Origin of the sequence: Solibacillus sp. FSL R7-0682, assembly GCF_038005985.1 — a bacterium.
Taxonomy (GTDB): Bacteria; Bacillota; Bacilli; order Bacillales_A; family Planococcaceae; genus Solibacillus.
Map to the genome: position 1 here is coordinate 950,001 of NZ_JBBOUI010000001.1, position 18,301 is coordinate 968,301.

Here is an 18,301-nt window from a genome sequence, read left to right on the forward strand (position 1 = left end):
ATGCTTTAAGTGTTAACTTTTGGTTAAGTTAATAAGGGCGCACGGTGGATGCCTTGGCACTAGGAGTCGATGAAGGACGGCACTAACACCGATATGCCTCGGGGAGCTGTAAGTAAGCTTTGATCCGGGGATTTCCGAATGGGGGAACCCACTATCTTTAATCGGATAGTATCTACACGTGAATACATAGCGTGATGAGGACAGACGCAGGGAACTGAAACATCTAAGTACCTGCAGGAACAGAAAGAAAATTCGATTCCCTGAGTAGCGGCGAGCGAAACGGGAAGAGCCCAAACCAAAGAGCTTGCTCTTTGGGGTTGTAGGACACTCTATACGGAGTTACAAAAGAATGATTTAGATGAAGCGACTTGGAAAGGTCCGCGAAACAAGGTAAAAGCCCTGTAGTCAAAAAGTCATTCCCTCTTGAGTGTATCCTGAGTACGGCGGAACACGTGAAATTCCGTCGGAATCCGGGAGGACCATCTCCCAAGGCTAAATACTACCTAGTGACCGATAGTGAACCAGTACCGTGAGGGAAAGGTGAAAAGCACCCCGGGAGGGGAGTGAAATAGATCCTGAAACCGTGTGCCTACAAGTAGTTAGAGCCCGTTAATGGGTGATAGCGTGCCTTTTGTAGAATGAACCGGCGAGTTACGATTACGTGCGAGGTTAAGTTGAGAAGACGGAGCCGCAGCGAAAGCGAGTCTGAATAGGGCGAATTAGTACGTGGTCGTAGACCCGAAACCAGGTGATCTACCCATGTCCAGGGTGAAGGTGAGGTAACACTTACTGGAGGCCCGAACCCACGCACGTTGAAAAGTGCGGGGATGAGGTGTGGGTAGCGGAGAAATTCCAATCGAACCTGGAGATAGCTGGTTCTCTCCGAAATAGCTTTAGGGCTAGCCTCGTGATTGAGAATACCGGAGGTAGAGCACTGTTTGGACTAGGGGGGCATCTCGCTTTACCGAATTCAGACAAACTCCGAATGCCGGATATTTATACACGGGAGTCAGACTGCGAGTGATAAGATCCGTAGTCAAAAGGGAAACAGCCCAGACCACCAGCTAAGGTCCCAAAGTAATCGTTAAGTGGAAAAGGATGTGGCGTTGCTTAGACAACCAGGATGTTGGCTTAGAAGCAGCCATCATTTAAAGAGTGCGTAATAGCTCACTGGTCGAGTGACGCTGCGCCGAAAATGTATCGGGGCTAAACGATTCACCGAAGCTGTGGATGCATACCGTTGGTATGCGTGGTAGGAGAGCGTTCTAAGTGCGTTGAAGTCAGACCGGAAGGACTGGTGGAGCGCTTAGAAGTGAGAATGCCGGTATGAGTAGCGAAAGACGGGTGAGAATCCCGTCCACCGTATGACTAAGGTTTCCTGAGGAAGGCTCGTCCGCTCAGGGTTAGTCGGGACCTAAGCCGAGGCCGATAGGCGTAGGCGATGGACAACAGGTTGATATTCCTGTACCACCTCCTCACCGTTTGAGAAATGGGGGGACGCAGTAGGATAGGGTAAGCAGAGCGTTGGTTGTCTCTGTTCAAGCAGTAAGGCGTGTGTGTAGGCAAATCCGCACACTATAACGTTGAGCTGTGATGACGAGCTCGTATGAGCGAAGTTCCTGATTTCACACTGCCAAGAAAAGCCTCTATCGAGGTGAGAGGTGCCCGTACCGCAAACCGACACAGGTAGTCGAGGAGAGAATCCTAAGGTGTGCGAGAGAACTCTCGTTAAGGAACTCGGCAAAATGACCCCGTAACTTCGGGAGAAGGGGTGCTCTTGAGCGTGCAAGCGCATGAGAGCCGCAGTGAATAGGCCCAGGCGACTGTTTAGCAAAAACACAGGTCTCTGCAAAACCGTAAGGTGACGTATAGGGGCTGACGCCTGCCCGGTGCTGGAAGGTTAAGAGGAGTGGTTAGCGCAAGCGAAGCTGCGAATTGAAGCCCCAGTAAACGGCGGCCGTAACTATAACGGTCCTAAGGTAGCGAAATTCCTTGTCGGGTAAGTTCCGACCCGCACGAAAGGCGTAACGATCTGGGCACTGTCTCAACGAGAGACTCGGTGAAATTATAGTACCTGTGAAGATGCAGGTTACCCGCGACAGGACGGAAAGACCCCGTGGAGCTTTACTGTAGCCTGATATTGAATTTTGGTACAACTTGTACAGGATAGGTAGGAGCCAGAGATCTCGGAGCGCCAGCTTCGAAGGAGGCGTCGGTGGGATACTACCCTGGTTGTATTGAACTTCTAACCCATGCCCCTTAGCGGGGTAGGAGACAGTGTCAGGCGGACAGTTTGACTGGGGCGGTCGCCTCCTAAAAGGTAACGGAGGCGCCCAAAGGTTCCCTCAGAATGGTTGGAAATCATTCGAAGAGTGTAAAGGCATAAGGGAGCTTGACTGCGAGACCTACAAGTCGAGCAGGGTCGAAAGACGGGCTTAGTGATCCGGTGGTTCCGCATGGAAGGGCCATCGCTCAACGGATAAAAGCTACCCCGGGGATAACAGGCTTATCTCCCCCAAGAGTCCACATCGACGGGGAGGTTTGGCACCTCGATGTCGGCTCATCGCATCCTGGGGCTGTAGTCGGTCCCAAGGGTTGGGCTGTTCGCCCATTAAAGCGGTACGCGAGCTGGGTTCAGAACGTCGTGAGACAGTTCGGTCCCTATCCGTCGTGGGCGTAGGAAATTTGAGAGGAGCTGTCCTTAGTACGAGAGGACCGGGATGGACACACCGCTGGTGTACCAGTTGTCTTGCCAAAGGCATCGCTGGGTAGCTATGTGTGGACGGGATAAGTGCTGAAAGCATCTAAGCATGAAGCCCCCCTCAAGATGAGATTTCCCATTACGCAAGTAAGTAAGACCCCTGAAAGACGATCAGGTAGATAGGTTCGAGGTGGAAGTGCGGTGACGTATGGAGCTGACGAATACTAATCGGTCGAGGACTTAACCACATTTTATTGCAAATTCAATGAAACGTTTATCCAGTTTTGAAAGAACAAACTTTCAATAGTGAAGTGATGATGGCAAAGAGGTCACACCCGTTCCCATACCGAACACGGAAGTTAAGCTCTTTAGCGCCGATGGTAGTTGGGGGCTTCCCCCTGTGAGAGTAGGACGTCGCTTCGCTAGAATAATGGAGGATTAGCTCAGCTGGGAGAGCACCTGCCTTACAAGCAGGGGGTCGGCGGTTCGAGCCCGTCATCCTCCACCATTTCTAAATGCCGGTGTAGCTCAGTTGGTAGAGCAACTGACTTGTAATCAGTAGGTCGAGGGTTCGACTCCTTTCGCCGGCACCATTTAGAGAGCCATTAGCTCAGTTGGTAGAGCATCTGACTTTTAATCAGAGGGTCGAAGGTTCGAGTCCTTCATGGCTCACCAGTTTTAAAATATGTCTGCTGCGGGTGTGGCGGAATTGGCAGACGCACTAGACTTAGGATCTAGCGCCGCAAGGCGTGGGGGTTCGACTCCCTTCACCCGCACCATTAATTTCATAACTGTCAGAATAAAAATATCTTATGCATTTTGCGGAAGTAGTTCAGTGGTAGAACACCACCTTGCCAAGGTGGGGGTCGCGAGTTCGAACCTCGTCTTCCGCTCCAAAATGCCGGGGTGGCGGAACTGGCAGACGCACAGGACTTAAAATCCTGCGGTGAGTGATCACCGTGCCGGTTCGATTCCGGCCCTCGGCACCATTTACTTATAAACAAACAAACATTATAGCGCCCGTAGCTCAATTGGATAGAGCGTCTGACTACGGATCAGAAGGTTGTGGGTTCGACTCCTGCCGGGCGCGCCATATATAACGGAATGTAGCTCAGCTTGGTAGAGCACTTGGTTTGGGACCAAGGGGTCGTAGGTTCGAATCCTGTCATTCCGACCATTTAATAGGGGCCTTAGCTCAGCTGGGAGAGCGCCTGCCTTGCACGCAGGAGGTCAGCGGTTCGATCCCGCTAGGCTCCACCATAATTTTAGATTAACCAAAATAAAGATCCTGGCGGTGTAGCTCAGTTGGCTAGAGCACTCGGTTCATACCCGAAAGGTCGTGGGTTCGACTCCCTCTGCCGCCATCTTAAAGGACCTTTAGCTCAGTTGGTTAGAGCAGACGGCTCATAACCGTCCGGTCACAGGTTCGAGTCCTGTAAGGTCCACCAGTAAATAATTTAATTACATCTCGGAGGTATACCCAAGTCTGGCTGAAGGGATCGGTCTTGAAAACCGACAGGCGGGTAACACCGCGCGGGGGTTCGAATCCCTCTACCTCCTCCATTTTTATTTACAGGATGTCTGAAGACTCAATTAAATAAGTAGTAATATTATCGCGGGGTGGAGCAGTGGTAGCTCGTCGGGCTCATAACCCGAAGGTCGCAGGTTCAAGTCCTGTCCCCGCAACCAAATGGTCCCGTGGTGTAGCGGTTAACATGCCTGCCTGTCACGCAGGAGATCGCCGGTTCGATCCCGGTCGGGACCGCCATTTGTGGGTTTGTAGCTCAGTTGGTAGAGCATTAGATTGAAGCTCTAAGTGTCGGCGGTTCGATTCCGTCCAAACCCACCATAAATGCGGGTGTAGTTTAATGGTAAAACCTCAGCCTTCCAAGCTGATGTCGTGAGTTCGATTCTCATCACCCGCTCCATTATAGGGCCTATAGCTCAGCTGGTTAGAGCGCACGCCTGATAAGCGTGAGGTCGATGGTTCGAGTCCATTTAGGCCCACCATACAATTATTCCGAAGTAGCTCAGTGGTAGAGCAACCGGCTGTTAACCGGTTGGTCGTAGGTTCGAGTCCTACCTTCGGAGCCATTTTTTTCTTTTTTGGGGAAGTACTCAAGAGGCTGAAGAGGCGCCCCTGCTAAGGGTGTAGGTCGGGTAACCGGCGCGAGGGTTCAAATCCCTCCTTCTCCGCCAGAGGCCCGTTGGTCAAGTGGTTAAGACACCGCCCTTTCACGGCGGTAACACGGGTTCGAATCCCGTACGGGTCATACATAAGAAAAAGTATAACGCTAGATACGAATTATCGTATCTAGCGTTATTTGTATTTTACAGTGATTTTGAGTATACAATTAACAAGTAGAACAATGAAAAAAGCTTAATATACTAAAGATAATAATTTGAAACGTGAAAGATTATTTATATAATGTTTGATAAAATGAATTGGATTGTAGAAGGAATAACCTTAAATTATAGGTAAAGTAGTGCTAAATGAAGAAGAAAAACTTAGTAACATAATAGAAAAAAATAATCATAACTTGGAGGTTTTATGTCATTTATACAATGTCGAAACGTTACTTCAATAATGACAGGATTTGATAAAGCGTGGTTTATTGCTGGAGGATGGGCAATTGATCTTTTTATAGGAGAAGAGACAAGAAAACACGAAGACATAGAAATTGCTATATTTCGAAAAAATCAAATGAATTTAAAAACTTATTTAAAAGAATGGGATATTAAAAAGGTAATTAAAGGTGAATTTTATCATTGGGGAAATGAATATTTAGAGTTACCAATTCACGAATTACTTGCAACTAATCGTATAACTGGAGAAAAAATAGAAATTCTTCTAAATGAAATAGAAGGTAATAATTGGGTATTTAGAAGAGATTCAAGAATTTCTTACCCACATGATCTAATTTTTAGTTATTCTGAAACTGGAATCCCCTATCTAAAACCAGAAGTCGTAATTTTATATAAGGCAAAAAATACAAGACAAAAAGACCATCAAGACTTTCTAAAAATAAAGGACCTCCTTAATATTGAGAAAAGACAGTGCCTACGAACGGCACTTGAGTTACACGCACCAAAGCATAAATGGATTCATTATTTACTTTAAATTCAACAACAAACTAGCGGATGAAAAAATCCAAAATACACACTTGTAATTCTTTTGGGTGTTTGTGGAAAAGAGGCCGCTATTCTGGATGAAAAATTACATATTTTATGGGTGTCCGATATGATGGAAATGCCCCAAATCATATGGGAATATTCACTATTAATCAAAAGTAAAACAAACGGATGCGTGGATCCAAAAAGAATTAACGCCCTTTTGTATTCAAATAAAACAATCAACCTTTATTAAGACAAGGGAATATTTGCAAGTATAGATAGTAATAAAGTAAAATAGTTTGAATAAACGATAGAATTCTATGTAATGGAATTAAAGAGGATGTGAACATTATGCTAAATAAGTTTGTAGCGAATAATAAATCCGTCTATCCAATTATTTTTAAAGGAAATTTTGGGATGCTTGAAAGTATTAATTGTTATTTATACGAGCATAATGATTTTTTAACTTTAATTGACGCTGGAATTAATACAAGAGAATTTCAGGACTATTTTGAAGAACAGCTTACTTCATATGGATTTGAAATTATGGACATTGATCAAATAATTTTAACACATCACCATAGTGATCATATCGGGCTTGTAAATTATATTGTGAAACAAAAAAGTATTCCTGTATATGCACACCATTTAGCTATACCACGTTTATTATTGAAGGCAGAGTACCAAATACAAAAGATAGATTTTTTTTCGCAATTATATACGCGATACGGATGTATGGAACTTGCAGAAAGCCGTTTGAAAAAAATTAAAAAAACGATGGATAATAGCCAGTTGTATCGTGTTAATACGGATGTTCTCCCTCTATATGAAGGTATAGAATTGGGCGATTTAAAAATAATTGAAGCACCGGGGCATTCAATTGATTCAATTATGTTATATGACGAAGATGCTAAATGGTTATTTGTAGGAGACGTCCTTATAAAGCAAGGTTCTACAAATGCATTAATTGACCATGATGAAAAGGGAAGCTTAATACCTTCGGTATTGCAACATAAAACGTCTATCGAAAAATGTTTAAAATTAAATGCTAACTATATTTTCCCAGGCCATCATCAAATATATTCTACTATACATGAGGTAGTAGAAAATAATATTTCACGGATTAATTATAAAGATCGACTAGTTGCAAAGATTGAAGAGGGAAATAATTCAGTCACAAAATTAGTGCACTCAATTTATGGAAAACGTGTAGATAAAGAAGCTGCATTAATATTATCAGAAGTAATTGGTTATTTATATTATGCTGAGATATTATTGTTAATTAAACCTATATTAAAAAACGGCTGTCTTTCATTTGAAAAAAATGTTAATTAACAGTCGTAAGACACTACTTTTTAGTTAACAAATATTTTTGAATCAACATTTTAATTGTATAAAATAAGTGTATAATTATGTCGTATGATTAATAATATATAAAAAAATTAAAATCAAGTGTTGAAAAAAAGTAGTAACCATATTAAAATTTCGTTATGCCAAGTAATCGTTTTCATCTGTTAATGTAACAAGTTAATGGCAATGATTGAAAAAAATAATATTTTTTTAAAAAAGTTGTATAAAAGTATTGCATTGTATAAAAAAAGTTGATAATATAAATCTTGTCCTTAACAGAAAGGACAACCGGTTGCAAGTATGTAACTAACTTTGTTTGATGGAGGATTAGCTCAGCTGGGAGAGCACCTGCCTTACAAGCAGGGGGTCGGCGGTTCGAGCCCGTCATCCTCCACCATTTCTAAATTGCCGGTGTAGCTCAGTTGGTAGAGCAACTGACTTGTAATCAGTAGGTCGAGGGTTCGACTCCTTTCGCCGGCACCATTTAGAGAGCCATTAGCTCAGTCGGTAGAGCATCTGACTTTTAATCAGAGGGTCGAAGGTTCGAGTCCTTCATGGCTCACCAGTTTTAAAATATGTCTGCTGCGGGTGTGGCGGAATTGGCAGACGCACTAGACTTAGGATCTAGCGCCGCAAGGCGTGGGGGTTCGACTCCCTTCACCCGCACCATTAATTTCATAACTGTCAGAATAAAAATATCTTATGCATTTTGCGGAAGTAGTTCAGTGGTAGAACACCACCTTGCCAAGGTGGGGGTCGCGAGTTCGAACCTCGTCTTCCGCTCCAAAATGCCGGGGTGGCGGAACTGGCAGACGCACAGGACTTAAAATCCTGCGGTGAGTGATCACCGTGCCGGTTCGATTCCGGCCCTCGGCACCATTTACTTATAAACAAACAAACATTATAGCGCCCGTAGCTCAATTGGATAGAGCGTCTGACTACGGATCAGAAGGTTGTGGGTTCGACTCCTGCCGGGCGCGCCATATATAACGGAATGTAGCTCAGCTTGGTAGAGCACTTGGTTTGGGACCAAGGGGTCGTAGGTTCGAATCCTGTCATTCCGACCATTTAATAGGGGCCTTAGCTCAGCTGGGAGAGCGCCTGCCTTGCACGCAGGAGGTCAGCGGTTCGATCCCGCTAGGCTCCACCATAATTTTAGATTAACCAAAATAAAGATCCTGGCGGTGTAGCTCAGTTGGCTAGAGCACTCGGTTCATACCCGAAAGGTCGTGGGTTCGACTCCCTCTGCCGCCATCTTAAAGGACCTTTAGCTCAGTTGGTTAGAGCAGACGGCTCATAACCGTCCGGTCACAGGTTCGAGTCCTGTAAGGTCCACCAGTAAATAATTTAATTACATCTCGGAGGTATACCCAAGTCTGGCTGAAGGGATCGGTCTTGAAAACCGACAGGCGGGTAACACCGCGCGGGGGTTCGAATCCCTCTACCTCCTCCATTTTTATTTACAGGATGTCTGAAGACTCAATTAAATAAGTAGTAATATTATCGCGGGGTGGAGCAGTGGTAGCTCGTCGGGCTCATAACCCGAAGGTCGCAGGTTCAAGTCCTGTCCCCGCAACCAAATGGTCCCGTGGTGTAGCGGTTAACATGCCTGCCTGTCACGCAGGAGATCGCCGGTTCGATCCCGGTCGGGACCGCCATTTGTGGGTTTGTAGCTCAGTTGGTAGAGCATTAGATTGAAGCTCTAAGTGTCGGCGGTTCGATTCCGTCCAAACCCACCATAAATGCGGGTGTAGTTTAATGGTAAAACCTCAGCCTTCCAAGCTGATGTCGTGAGTTCGATTCTCATCACCCGCTCCATTATAGGGCCTATAGCTCAGCTGGTTAGAGCGCACGCCTGATAAGCGTGAGGTCGATGGTTCGAGTCCATTTAGGCCCACCATACAATTATTCCGAAGTAGCTCAGTGGTAGAGCAACCGGCTGTTAACCGGTTGGTCGTAGGTTCGAGTCCTACCTTCGGAGCCATTTTTTTCTTTTTTGGGGAAGTACTCAAGAGGCTGAAGAGGCGCCCCTGCTAAGGGTGTAGGTCGGGTAACCGGCGCGAGGGTTCAAATCCCTCCTTCTCCGCCAGAGGCCCGTTGGTCAAGTGGTTAAGACACCGCCCTTTCACGGCGGTAACACGGGTTCGAATCCCGTACGGGTCATACATAAGAAAAAGTATAACGCTAGATACGAGTTATCGTATCTAGCGTTTTTGTGTTTTCTCTAGAATGCAATTAGGTAACAGTTAATGCTCCCTACTTTTGTATAAAAGTATTAGAATCAATACTATAACTTAAGTAATTTCAGTAAGGGATGATAAAATGGGCGAACAGCTTAAAATCTATAATCATTTGTATGAACCAATAGGTGTTGCTTTGAGAGATGAAGTTCATCAACAAGGATACTGGCACGAAGTATTTCAGTGCTGGGTCATTGAAAAGGTAGGAAATGAATGGCGAATTTATTTGCAACTTCGAAGCCAAACGAAAAAAGATTACCCTGGGCAATTTGATATTACTGCAGCAGGACATTTACTGGCTAATGAAAAAGTAGAAGATGGGATACGTGAAATGCAAGAAGAGCTTGGCATTACAGCAGAGTTTTCACAGTTAACTTCACTTGGAATTATTCCATATGTTATCGATAATGATACAATAAAGGACTATGAATTTGCTCATGTGTTTTTATATGAATTATCTGGAGGACTCGATGCATTTACAATTCAGATTGATGAGTTGGATGGTATTTATTACACGAAATTAGAGGATTTTATTCGACTTGCGAAAAAGGAACTTGAAATGCTTGAAGTGCACGGCTATTACTATGATCATCTAATGAAAGTTAATCACGCAAAAAATATAAGTTTAAAAGATATGTCCAGCTTACCGGCACAGTATTTGAATGAGCTTGTTTTGCGTTTAAGGAGAAAAATGGAGAAGTGAAGTATTTCAATTCACTCCTCCCGATGTTACTTTAAGGGTATTTCAATTGATTTGTTGTACATTTTTATTGAATATACGCCTTCTATATATAGCTCTAAAGGTTGGCTAGTTGTTTCAAATACTAACGTACGAACAAACTCCTCAGCGACATCTTGTTGATTTATCGTTGTCTTTAAACCAGCACTTTCAGAAGCTGTTTTTAATGAAACATTGTCAAAGGTGATGTTACGTTCAGAGGCAATCGTAACAAGTGTTTCTTTTTCTCCTACCTTGTAATCGATGATACGAAGTTGCTTGTTACCTATATCGTACGAAGCGCCTTTTTCTATTCCGATAATAGCATTAACTTTATCGTAAGCATTAAATTCTTCTAAACGCATTTCTAATTTTTTTGTATTCGGTGGGAGTGCTTCATATGTGATATCAAAGCTAGATCCGCTAAATAATGTACTACTCATACCACTTTGCTGCCATGGAATTTTTTGACCGTCTGCATAAAGGTGAATGTCCAATGTGGTATTTAAGTAGCGATCGATATTTTTATTGAACTTTCCTTCGATAACCGTAGAAGCCCCTGTAGCAGTAATTTTATTAACCTTAATTTTTCCGATATCTGTTGAAAATGTTTGATTGACCGAGCGCTTTAAAGTAACTGGAATAGCGTCATCAGCATGATACGGTATTTCCATTGTGTATTGATTGGACTCATCAGAAAAAGAGAGTGTCAGTTTTTTAGAAAACGGGCTAACCGATTCAAATATAGCGATACCTGTCAGCTGTTGGCCGTCTTCACTAGGTTCATACGTTCCAGAAGTATAAGTAGCATCTGTTAAAAATCCCTCCAATTGACTAAAGGAAATAGCTTCTTTTATTGGTTGCGTAGGGTGTGTTTCTTTGTAGTAAACAATCAATTGATTTGTATCTGATACGATTCCCTCAATTGAAATTATAGTTCCATTTTTTAAGGTCATGGATTTATTAACAGATTGACCAAGCCCTTCTGTATTAAGTTTTTTTAACGTATTACTCATTAAATTTTCATAGCCAAATAATCTTTTCCCATAATAGGCAACACCATTTATGTTAAAAGAAACTAGCAGTAAAAGTAGTACTGCTGCTGCAGCAATAAAATATGAAGGCATTTTTATTCGTTTTTTAGGTTGTTTTTTTAAAGCATTAGTTAACCTCGCCTCTAATTCATTTGGTGCTTCAAGGTTTTCTAATTGTCTTTTTTTATCTTCAAAGAAATTCATTAGGATGCTCCTTTCCGTAGTGTTTTTGGAGTTTTTTCATTGCATGAAAAACTCGGGTTTTTGCTGTTCCTATTGACACATTTGTGAGCAGTGCAATTGTTTCGTAGTCATAGTCTAGCAAGTATTTTAGTTGGACGGCTTCACGTTGAACATGACTCAAACTTTGTAAATAGTCTTCAATTTCAAGTTGTGAATGGACATGATCGAATGGGTCCACTGTTTTTTCGAAAAAGTCTTCCTCCTCAAGAAAGGAAATACGGTTACGCCTTTTTAATAAAGCTCTGCACTCATTAACTAAAATCGTTTTACTCCAGCTATAAAAGACGTCTGGATTTTTTAGTTGGTCGATTTTTTCATATAGGATGACAATCATATTTTCAAGTGCATCTAACGCGTCGTGTTCATTTTTGATATACGTATAAGCGAGCCGGTAATAGTTGTTTTTTTCATGCATGACCAGCTGAACAAGGGCGTCCTTATCACCTCGCTTTGCTCTTTTAACAAGTTTAGCTACATTCATTCCTTTCACTCCTTCCTCTGTAAGAGTATATAGTCGATCAAAAAGTTCATTATAGTTTAAAAATTATTATTATATATTTGTTGACCTTCACGTTACGTTATCCTTTATAGTACAACATAGAGGTGATGACATGCTGATAAATGAATTAGCACAACTATCCGGTGTGAGTGCACGCACACTGCGTTATTACGATGAAATAGGGCTATTACATCCTACGACTATCGGGGAAAATGGTTATCGCTATTATAGTCAGGATGATATTGATCGCCTTCAACAAATATTGTTTTACCGCGAGCTGGATTTTAAGCTAGAGAAAATAAAAGTTTTACTTGATAATCAGACCGTGGATAGGAAGCATGCGCTAAAACAGCAGTATGAATTATTAGAAAAAAAACGTACTTATTTAGAAGGATTAATGAAGACAATCGAAAAGACGATTGAAATGATGGAAGGAGAAGGGAAAATGCCTAATGAGGAGAAATTTGAAGTCTTTAAAAATAAATTAATTGCAGACAATGAACAGCAGTATGGTCAAGAAATCCGTGAAAAGTATGGTGAAGAGGAAGTGTTAAAGAGTTACGGCAAACTTAAGGATATGACAGCGAAACAATATGAAGCGATACAGCAACTAGAGCAACAGTTATTTGCACGCCTGAAAGAGGCAATGGCTACAAAAGATACTTCCTCAACAGTAGCAATGGAAGCAGCAGAATTACACAAACGTTGGTTAAGCTTTTACTGGGCGAAGTATACGACGGAAGCCCATGTTGGAATTGCACAAATGTATATGTATGATGAGCGATTTACAACATATTATGATAGCCGAGTAGGTGACGGCGCAACGCAATTTTTACACGATGCAATTTTAGCATATAGCCAGTTGTAATTACTTTAAAGGTCATGATGTTTAAAAACCCCGAAAAAGGAAATATTCTAATAAGCTATTAAGGGGGATGACCAATGAATGAAAAACAAGTATTACAACTACGTCAAACATTAGAACAAGAGTTACATGAGCTACAAAAACATTTTCGTGATGAACCAAATGCTGATAATTCAGAGCTCTCTTCAGTAGATAACCATCCAGCAGACGCAGCAACAGATTTAACAACCGTTGTAACAGAAATCGCATTGGATGAATTGAAAGAAGAGGAAATTGAAAAGATTCAAGCTGCATTAAGAGCGATGGATGAAGGGACTTATGGAAAATGTGTTGTTTGTGGGAAGGATATTCCGTTTGAACGATTAGAGGCAGTGCCAACAGCACTTACATGTATTGAACACGTTGATGAGGTTGAATAAAGTGAAAAAAACGGTACGAGTTAAGCATTGCGCTTAATACGTACCGTTTTGCTCTGTCTACACAAATAAATAAGAAACAAGCAGTCCAATGGCTAATAAAAATCCAAAGATTGTATTCGTTTGTGCAGTAAATTTCATTGCAGGCATCACTTCTAAAGGCTTTTCTTTTGCTCGGAATAATTTTACTGCTTCAATTGGTTTTTTTACACTTAATAAAATAAGAAGTGCCCATGGTGTTAAATGACCTAAAACAATTAAAGAAACAATCCATATATACGAAATGATGAAAAATGCAGCTAAGATCGTAATCGCTTTGTCACGCCCTACTAAAATAGCCATCGTTTTACGGCCACCCTCTGTATCTCCGACAATATCACGGATGTTATTTGAAAGCATAATTGCACCTACTAAAATCATGCTTGGTACAGAAATAAGAACGGCATCTAGTGTAACCTCACCTGTTTGAATGAAAAAGGCGATTAAAACAATTCCCATGCCCATTACAGCACCTGAAACGATTTCTCCGAATGGTGAATAAGCAATAGGATATGGACCACCTGTATAAAGGAACCCGATGAGCATACATACTAAGCCAACAGCCACAAGCCACCATGAAGACATCGCACAAATATAAAAACCAAGTAACATGGCAATAGCGTAGAAGCTAAGGGCAATTGTCATAATGGTTTTCGGTGAAACACCATGTCGTACGATTGTCCCACCAATACCAACTGAATTTTCATTATCAAGCCCGCGTTTAAAATCATAATATTCATTAAACATATTCGTTGCCGCTTGAATTAACATACTAGCAACTAGCATGGCAAAAAACAATCCAAAATGAATCGTTTCATGATCGACTGCAAGGGCAATCGCTGTTCCTAAAAAAACAGGTACGAAAGAAGCTGTTAATGTATGGGGGCGAGTTAAATGCCACCAAACTTTAAAGCCTGTATCCGCTTCAATGACTTTTGTCATAAAAAATACGCTCCTAACTTAATCAATATCTAAACTATTTTATACGAAAATTTACAAAATGAATAGAGCGATTGCGAATACATACAACGTTTGCTCGAAAAATGGTATGATAGGAGAGGTATTAATTAAGAACGAACGCAAATAAGTAAGCAAATTATTCAAAATAAAAACGCGTTTAGTCATAGGCGCGCATAAAGCAATATACTTAGTGAATTTGCAACATGACGGAGGGAATTTTCATGCAACACAAGTGGTACAATGCCACTGAGATCGAAGTAGGCTCAAATTCAAAGCAAATTTTTTATATGGAAACAATCGAAGTAAGCCGCTTATCAGCCCTTGCTTTTTTTGCAGCAGGTGAAACGAAATATAAAGGGCTTCGAAACTATTGGCAAAACCGTGAGAAAACGTTCACATTAGTTGGTTTAGGACATGCTTATAAAATTGAAAATAACGACCATGAAAACCGTTTTGATGCGGTAGAGGCAGAGTGGAAAAAACTGACGAGTCAGCTTGTACAGGAAGATAGACAAATCCAACCGATTTTATTTGGTGGGTTTACGTTTGATCCACAAAATGACGTAAGTGGAGAATGGGCAAACTTCCCTCAAAGCTACTTTACAGTGGCGACACATCAGTTAGTTATACGTAATGATAAGGCATATGTGACGATTCATTTTATTACCGATCAAGAGAATAGTGCAGAAACCTTTGAAAAGCTACGTAAAGAACGGGACGAGTTAATTCATGCGGCGCAAGTTAAAGAAGTAAAAACATATGGGAAACCATCAATGACTAGCTATGAGGAACCCCATAAAGAGGAATATTTACAATCAATTGATCAAGTAACGAGACTAATTAAAGCAAATGAGGCGCAAAAGGTAGTAATTGCGCGTTCTTTAGCATTGCAATTTGAGGAAGCGATTACATCGCCTCAAATTTTATCCCATGTCGTACATGAACAGCCTGAAAGCTATTTATTTGGGTTAGAGCATAAAGAGATGCTATTTTACGGAGCATCACCAGAGCGTCTTGTAAAAGTAAATAACGGAAGAGCTTATTCTTCTTGCGTAGCAGGCTCGATTAAGCGCGGTAAAACTGTAGAAGATGATGATTTGTTAGGACAAAGCTTATTAAATGATGCGAAAAACCGTGGTGAACATCATTATGTTGTTGAAATGATTACAAATACATTTGAAAAAAATTGCTCGGAAGTACTTGTACCAACAGGGCCAAAACTTTTAAAAATCCGTGACATTCAGCATTTATATACGCCTGTAGAAGGACAACTAAATGAAGGTGCAACGATTTTACAGTTAGTAAAGCATTTACACCCAACCCCTGCACTTGGTGGTGTACCACGGGAACAAGCAATGGAAATGATTCGAGCGTATGAGCCAATGAATCGTGGATTGTATGCTGCACCAATTGGTTGGCTAGACGCGGATGGGAATGGCGAGTTTGCAGTGGCAATTCGTTCAGCAGCACTTGTACAAGATAAAGCTTATTTATATGCAGGTGGGGGCATTGTGGCGGATTCTGAAGCCCAATCTGAATATGAAGAAACGCTTGTAAAATTCAGACCAATGCTACGAGCTTTAGGGGGACAATTACATGAATGAACGTGGAATTTTATCAAGTTATGTTTATAAAATAGTGTCAGCTCTTATTACTTCGGGAGTCAAGAATGTGGTAGTGAGTCCAGGATCACGTTCAACTCCGCTTGCCTATGCTTTTGCTTCAACGAAGGAGTTGATCATGCATCGTCAGATCGACGAGCGAGCAGCTGCATTTTATGCTCTAGGCTTAGCAAAATCAACAGCCCAGCCAGTCGTATTACTTTGTACGTCTGGCACGGCTGCAGCCAACTACTACCCAGCCATTGTTGAAGCGAAGTATGCCCGTGTGCCATTAATCGTCATCACTGCTGATCGACCACATGAATTGCGCGAGGTTGGTGCACCTCAAACAATCAATCAAGTTCGATTATATGGAGAACAGGTAAAATGGTCAGCAGAATTTCCAATTCCGGATGAAGCACCGCAAACATTACCGTTTATTGAGCGTCATACGGTACGCGCAGTCAATATTGCAATGGCTGCTCCATTTGGGCCGGTACATTTAAATATTCCGTTCCGAGAGCCTTTATTAATTGATTTTAACGAGCAATTACAACCATCTAGTTATACACATAGCTATTTGAGTAACCTAGCGCCTTCAAAGCAAGCGGTTGAAGAGTTACAACAAATTATTCAACGTACAAAAACAGGACTGATTGTTGTTGGTGAATTACCTATTGGAACCAATACGGACTATTTATGGGCGTTTGTTCGAAAAGTACAATGGCCGGTCATGATAGAAAGCTTGTCTAATTTGCGTACAGAAGTACCAGAGGATTGCCAAATATACGCGATTTCTACATATGATGCATTAATGAAAAATGAGCGCTTTAAACGCAATGTTACACCACAAACGGTCATTCGTTTTGGCGCACAGCCTGTTTCAAAGTTTTTAATGCAATTCATCACACAAGCTAAACCACAACACTATGTTATTGTTGATGAGGATCCAATGTATCGTGATTCAACGCATGTTTCGACCCATTTTATTCAAGCGTTAATAGGATCGTGGCTAGAAAATATGCAAATAGATATTTCGTTAAATGAAGTTGCCTTTGCACAGTTTTGGAAGATGGCGGATTTATTGGCGTTAAATACGATCAAAAAATATGCAACAACAGCAAAAGATGAAGGAGCAATGGTACAAGCAATGCTTGAAAATTTACCAGATGGCGCTGATGTCTTTGTTAGTAGTAGCATGCCAATTCGAGATATTGATACGTTTTTAACTACGGCGAATAAAGATTTACAAATATTTGCAAACCGTGGCGCGAATGGGATTGATGGCGTTACTTCAACAGCATTAGGCTTTAGTCAAGGGCGTAAACACCGGAAAACGTATTTACTAATTGGTGATCTTGCCTTTTTACATGATGCGAACGCATTTATTGCAGCCCGCTACCAAACATGCGATTTAACGGTTATTGTTATGAATAATGATGGTGGTGGTATTTTCTCTTATTTACCACAGGCTTCTGTAGAGGCACATTATGAAGATTTATTTGGGACACCTACTGCCCTTACATTTGAGCAAGTTGCAAAAATGTATGATGCGGATTACACAGCCGTACGTACAACAACACAATTTATTGATGCCCTTCTAGCGGAAAAACAATCGGACATCCGCATTATAGAAGCGTTTACAGATCGTGTTGAAAATGTACAAGAGCATCGATCACTTTGGAAAAACATTAACGAGGTGTTAGAGCAATGGCTCGATTCGATATAAACGGTTTTGATGTATTTGTAGAGCAATGGAATGAAGACGCAAATACGACAGTTGTTCTTCTGCACGGCTTTACGGGAAGTACTAAAACATGGCATAAAGTAGTAGAACTACTGCCAACAAGTGTCCGTATTGTTGCGGTAGATTTAATGGGGCATGGGCAGAGCGCTGCGCCAGAAGATGTGAACGCCTATACGATGCATACGCAAGTAGAACTGCTTGATGAACTATTTTCACGATTACAGTTAGACGGATTTACTTTAGTTGGCTATTCAATGGGCGGGCGTGTAGCATTAAGTTACGCAGCACAATATCCTGCACGTGTTACACAGTTAGTATTAGAAAGTGCTTCACCAGGGTTAGCGCTGGATGAAGAACGTCTTGCTAGACAGCAAGCAGATGAAGCATTAGCGGAAACAATTCTACAAGATGGAATGGTTTCTTTTGTTGGCAGATGGGAAAATATTCCGCTATTTGCTTCGCAAAAAAAACTTTCATCAGCGTTACAAGATGAAATCCGATCAGAACGGTTAGCGCAACGCGAAATAGGATTAGCCAATAGTTTACGTAGCATGGGAACAGGTGTCATGCCACCATTATGGCATAGGCTTTCTAACCTAACGATGCCAATTACGTTAATAACTGGGGCTCTTGATGAAAAGTTTGTCTTGCTAAATAAGCGAATGCAGATGAGTTTGCCCTTAGCTACTCACGTAATAATTCCAGCAGTTGGTCATGCAATTCATGTGGAAAATCCATTAAAGTTTGCTACAATAGTAAAGGAAATGATTTAAT

The 18,301-nt window shown here is 41.7% G+C and carries 11 protein-coding genes, 40 tRNA genes and 2 rRNA genes; 50 read left to right on the top strand and 3 right to left on the bottom strand.

The features are described from left to right. The first annotated feature begins 21 nt into the window (after positions 1 to 21). The 45 genes from MKZ17_RS04760 (at position 22) to MKZ17_RS04985 (ending at position 10,108) form a co-directional block, all read left to right on the top strand. Positions 22 to 2,949, top strand: a 23S ribosomal RNA gene (locus tag MKZ17_RS04760). Between the two features lie 59 nt (positions 2,950 to 3,008). Further along, a 5S ribosomal RNA gene (gene rrf, locus MKZ17_RS04765) occupies positions 3,009 to 3,124 on the top strand. Positions 3,125 to 3,133: 9 nt separating this feature from the next. Next, a tRNA-Val gene (locus MKZ17_RS04770) sits at positions 3,134 to 3,209 on the top strand. A gap of 9 nt (positions 3,210 to 3,218) precedes the next feature. Next, positions 3,219 to 3,294 (top strand) — tRNA-Thr (locus MKZ17_RS04775). Between the two features lie 6 nt (positions 3,295 to 3,300). Continuing rightward, positions 3,301 to 3,376 (top strand) — tRNA-Lys (locus MKZ17_RS04780). A 19-nt stretch (positions 3,377 to 3,395) separates the two neighbouring features. Continuing rightward, positions 3,396 to 3,480 (top strand) — tRNA-Leu (locus MKZ17_RS04785). 42 nt (positions 3,481 to 3,522) lie between these two features. Further along, positions 3,523 to 3,597 (top strand) — tRNA-Gly (locus tag MKZ17_RS04790). A 4-nt stretch (positions 3,598 to 3,601) separates the two neighbouring features. Then, a tRNA-Leu gene (locus tag MKZ17_RS04795) sits at positions 3,602 to 3,690 on the top strand. Positions 3,691 to 3,717: 27 nt separating this feature from the next. Continuing rightward, positions 3,718 to 3,794: transfer RNA gene (locus MKZ17_RS04800), tRNA-Arg, on the top strand. Between the two features lie 7 nt (positions 3,795 to 3,801). Next, positions 3,802 to 3,878: transfer RNA gene (locus MKZ17_RS04805), tRNA-Pro, on the top strand. 7 nt (positions 3,879 to 3,885) lie between these two features. Then, positions 3,886 to 3,961: transfer RNA gene (locus MKZ17_RS04810), tRNA-Ala, on the top strand. 30 nt (positions 3,962 to 3,991) lie between these two features. Further along, positions 3,992 to 4,065 (top strand) — tRNA-Met (locus tag MKZ17_RS04815). A 7-nt stretch (positions 4,066 to 4,072) separates the two neighbouring features. Further along, positions 4,073 to 4,149, top strand: a tRNA-Ile gene (locus MKZ17_RS04820). Between the two features lie 22 nt (positions 4,150 to 4,171). Next, a tRNA-Ser gene (locus MKZ17_RS04825) sits at positions 4,172 to 4,264 on the top strand. Positions 4,265 to 4,315: 51 nt separating this feature from the next. Further along, positions 4,316 to 4,390 (top strand) — tRNA-Met (locus MKZ17_RS04830). Between the two features lie 3 nt (positions 4,391 to 4,393). Further along, positions 4,394 to 4,469, top strand: a tRNA-Asp gene (locus MKZ17_RS04835). A 5-nt stretch (positions 4,470 to 4,474) separates the two neighbouring features. After that, positions 4,475 to 4,550 (top strand) — tRNA-Phe (locus MKZ17_RS04840). Between the two features lie 5 nt (positions 4,551 to 4,555). Further along, positions 4,556 to 4,629 (top strand) — tRNA-Gly (locus tag MKZ17_RS04845). Between the two features lie 5 nt (positions 4,630 to 4,634). Next, positions 4,635 to 4,711: transfer RNA gene (locus MKZ17_RS04850), tRNA-Ile, on the top strand. A 9-nt stretch (positions 4,712 to 4,720) separates the two neighbouring features. Beyond that, positions 4,721 to 4,795: transfer RNA gene (locus MKZ17_RS04855), tRNA-Asn, on the top strand. A 14-nt stretch (positions 4,796 to 4,809) separates the two neighbouring features. Then, positions 4,810 to 4,900, top strand: a tRNA-Ser gene (locus tag MKZ17_RS04860). Positions 4,901 to 4,902: 2 nt separating this feature from the next. Beyond that, a tRNA-Glu gene (locus MKZ17_RS04865) sits at positions 4,903 to 4,974 on the top strand. Positions 4,975 to 5,252: 278 nt separating this feature from the next. Continuing rightward, the gene (locus tag MKZ17_RS04870) at positions 5,253 to 5,822 is read left to right on the top strand and encodes a nucleotidyltransferase domain-containing protein (protein ID WP_340722653.1); all 570 of its coding nucleotides are present in this window, start codon (positions 5,253 to 5,255) and stop codon (positions 5,820 to 5,822) included. A 344-nt stretch (positions 5,823 to 6,166) separates the two neighbouring features. After that, the gene (locus MKZ17_RS04880) at positions 6,167 to 7,150 is read left to right on the top strand and encodes an MBL fold metallo-hydrolase (RefSeq protein WP_340722654.1); all 984 of its coding nucleotides are present in this window, start codon (positions 6,167 to 6,169) and stop codon (positions 7,148 to 7,150) included. 336 nt (positions 7,151 to 7,486) lie between these two features. After that, positions 7,487 to 7,562, top strand: a tRNA-Val gene (locus MKZ17_RS04885). A gap of 10 nt (positions 7,563 to 7,572) precedes the next feature. Further along, positions 7,573 to 7,648 (top strand) — tRNA-Thr (locus tag MKZ17_RS04890). 6 nt (positions 7,649 to 7,654) lie between these two features. Then, positions 7,655 to 7,730 (top strand) — tRNA-Lys (locus MKZ17_RS04895). A gap of 19 nt (positions 7,731 to 7,749) precedes the next feature. After that, positions 7,750 to 7,834 (top strand) — tRNA-Leu (locus tag MKZ17_RS04900). A gap of 42 nt (positions 7,835 to 7,876) precedes the next feature. Next, positions 7,877 to 7,951 (top strand) — tRNA-Gly (locus tag MKZ17_RS04905). Positions 7,952 to 7,955: 4 nt separating this feature from the next. Beyond that, positions 7,956 to 8,044: transfer RNA gene (locus MKZ17_RS04910), tRNA-Leu, on the top strand. Between the two features lie 27 nt (positions 8,045 to 8,071). Then, a tRNA-Arg gene (locus tag MKZ17_RS04915) sits at positions 8,072 to 8,148 on the top strand. 7 nt (positions 8,149 to 8,155) lie between these two features. Next, positions 8,156 to 8,232, top strand: a tRNA-Pro gene (locus MKZ17_RS04920). Positions 8,233 to 8,239: 7 nt separating this feature from the next. Then, a tRNA-Ala gene (locus MKZ17_RS04925) sits at positions 8,240 to 8,315 on the top strand. A gap of 30 nt (positions 8,316 to 8,345) precedes the next feature. Continuing rightward, positions 8,346 to 8,419 (top strand) — tRNA-Met (locus tag MKZ17_RS04930). A 7-nt stretch (positions 8,420 to 8,426) separates the two neighbouring features. Beyond that, positions 8,427 to 8,503, top strand: a tRNA-Ile gene (locus tag MKZ17_RS04935). Positions 8,504 to 8,525: 22 nt separating this feature from the next. Further along, positions 8,526 to 8,618 (top strand) — tRNA-Ser (locus tag MKZ17_RS04940). A 51-nt stretch (positions 8,619 to 8,669) separates the two neighbouring features. Further along, a tRNA-Met gene (locus tag MKZ17_RS04945) sits at positions 8,670 to 8,744 on the top strand. A 3-nt stretch (positions 8,745 to 8,747) separates the two neighbouring features. Then, positions 8,748 to 8,823 (top strand) — tRNA-Asp (locus tag MKZ17_RS04950). A 5-nt stretch (positions 8,824 to 8,828) separates the two neighbouring features. After that, positions 8,829 to 8,904, top strand: a tRNA-Phe gene (locus tag MKZ17_RS04955). Between the two features lie 5 nt (positions 8,905 to 8,909). Next, positions 8,910 to 8,983, top strand: a tRNA-Gly gene (locus MKZ17_RS04960). 5 nt (positions 8,984 to 8,988) lie between these two features. Beyond that, a tRNA-Ile gene (locus tag MKZ17_RS04965) sits at positions 8,989 to 9,065 on the top strand. A gap of 9 nt (positions 9,066 to 9,074) precedes the next feature. After that, positions 9,075 to 9,149 (top strand) — tRNA-Asn (locus tag MKZ17_RS04970). A gap of 14 nt (positions 9,150 to 9,163) precedes the next feature. After that, positions 9,164 to 9,254 (top strand) — tRNA-Ser (locus tag MKZ17_RS04975). Between the two features lie 2 nt (positions 9,255 to 9,256). Continuing rightward, positions 9,257 to 9,328, top strand: a tRNA-Glu gene (locus MKZ17_RS04980). A 159-nt stretch (positions 9,329 to 9,487) separates the two neighbouring features. After that, positions 9,488 to 10,108 (top strand): NUDIX hydrolase, encoded by a 621-nt coding sequence (locus tag MKZ17_RS04985; protein ID WP_340722655.1) that lies wholly within the window; start codon positions 9,488 to 9,490, stop codon positions 10,106 to 10,108. Positions 10,109 to 10,134: 26 nt separating this feature from the next. Here the strand turns inward: MKZ17_RS04985 and MKZ17_RS04990 are convergent, their stop codons facing one another. Further along, the gene (locus MKZ17_RS04990) at positions 10,135 to 11,361 is read right to left on the bottom strand and encodes a DUF4179 domain-containing protein (protein WP_340722656.1); all 1,227 of its coding nucleotides are present in this window, start codon (positions 11,359 to 11,361) and stop codon (positions 10,135 to 10,137) included. Further along, positions 11,348 to 11,881 carry a sigma-70 family RNA polymerase sigma factor gene (locus tag MKZ17_RS04995; protein ID WP_340722657.1) on the bottom strand — a complete coding sequence of 178 codons (534 nt, stop codon included), beginning with the start codon at positions 11,879 to 11,881 and terminating at the stop codon, positions 11,348 to 11,350. The genes MKZ17_RS04990 and MKZ17_RS04995 overlap by 14 nt, the downstream gene beginning before the upstream one ends. A 130-nt stretch (positions 11,882 to 12,011) precedes the next feature. Here MKZ17_RS04995 and MKZ17_RS05000 point away from each other — a divergent pair, with 130 nt between their 5' ends. Together MKZ17_RS05000 and MKZ17_RS05005 are read left to right on the top strand one after the other, a co-directional pair. Beyond that, complete coding sequence (locus MKZ17_RS05000) at positions 12,012 to 12,767, top strand: MerR family transcriptional regulator (RefSeq protein WP_340722658.1); 756 nt, start codon at positions 12,012 to 12,014, stop codon at positions 12,765 to 12,767. 74 nt (positions 12,768 to 12,841) lie between these two features. Beyond that, positions 12,842 to 13,183, top strand: a complete 342-nt coding sequence (locus MKZ17_RS05005) for a TraR/DksA C4-type zinc finger protein (protein ID WP_340722659.1) — start codon at positions 12,842 to 12,844, stop codon at positions 13,181 to 13,183. Positions 13,184 to 13,240: 57 nt separating this feature from the next. Here MKZ17_RS05005 and MKZ17_RS05010 read toward each other — a convergent pair whose 3' ends face one another. Then, positions 13,241 to 14,161, bottom strand: a complete 921-nt coding sequence (locus MKZ17_RS05010) for a 1,4-dihydroxy-2-naphthoate polyprenyltransferase (RefSeq protein ID WP_340722660.1) — start codon at positions 14,159 to 14,161, stop codon at positions 13,241 to 13,243. 239 nt (positions 14,162 to 14,400) lie between these two features. Between MKZ17_RS05010 and MKZ17_RS05015 the strand changes: the two genes are divergently transcribed. From MKZ17_RS05015 to menH, 3 genes are read left to right on the top strand one after another with little or no spacing between them, the layout of a single operon-like run. Beyond that, entirely contained in the window at positions 14,401 to 15,783 is a 1,383-nt protein-coding gene (locus MKZ17_RS05015) for an isochorismate synthase (RefSeq protein ID WP_340722661.1), read from the top strand. After that, positions 15,776 to 17,509 (top strand): 2-succinyl-5-enolpyruvyl-6-hydroxy-3-cyclohexene-1-carboxylic-acid synthase, encoded by a 1,734-nt coding sequence (gene menD, locus MKZ17_RS05020; RefSeq protein WP_340722662.1) that lies wholly within the window; start codon positions 15,776 to 15,778, stop codon positions 17,507 to 17,509. Before MKZ17_RS05015 ends, menD begins: the two co-directional genes overlap by 8 nt. Then, positions 17,491 to 18,300, top strand: a complete 810-nt coding sequence (gene menH / locus MKZ17_RS05025; RefSeq protein ID WP_340722663.1) for a 2-succinyl-6-hydroxy-2,4-cyclohexadiene-1-carboxylate synthase — start codon at positions 17,491 to 17,493, stop codon at positions 18,298 to 18,300. The genes menD and menH overlap by 19 nt, the downstream gene beginning before the upstream one ends. Position 18,301: the final 1 nt, after the last annotated feature.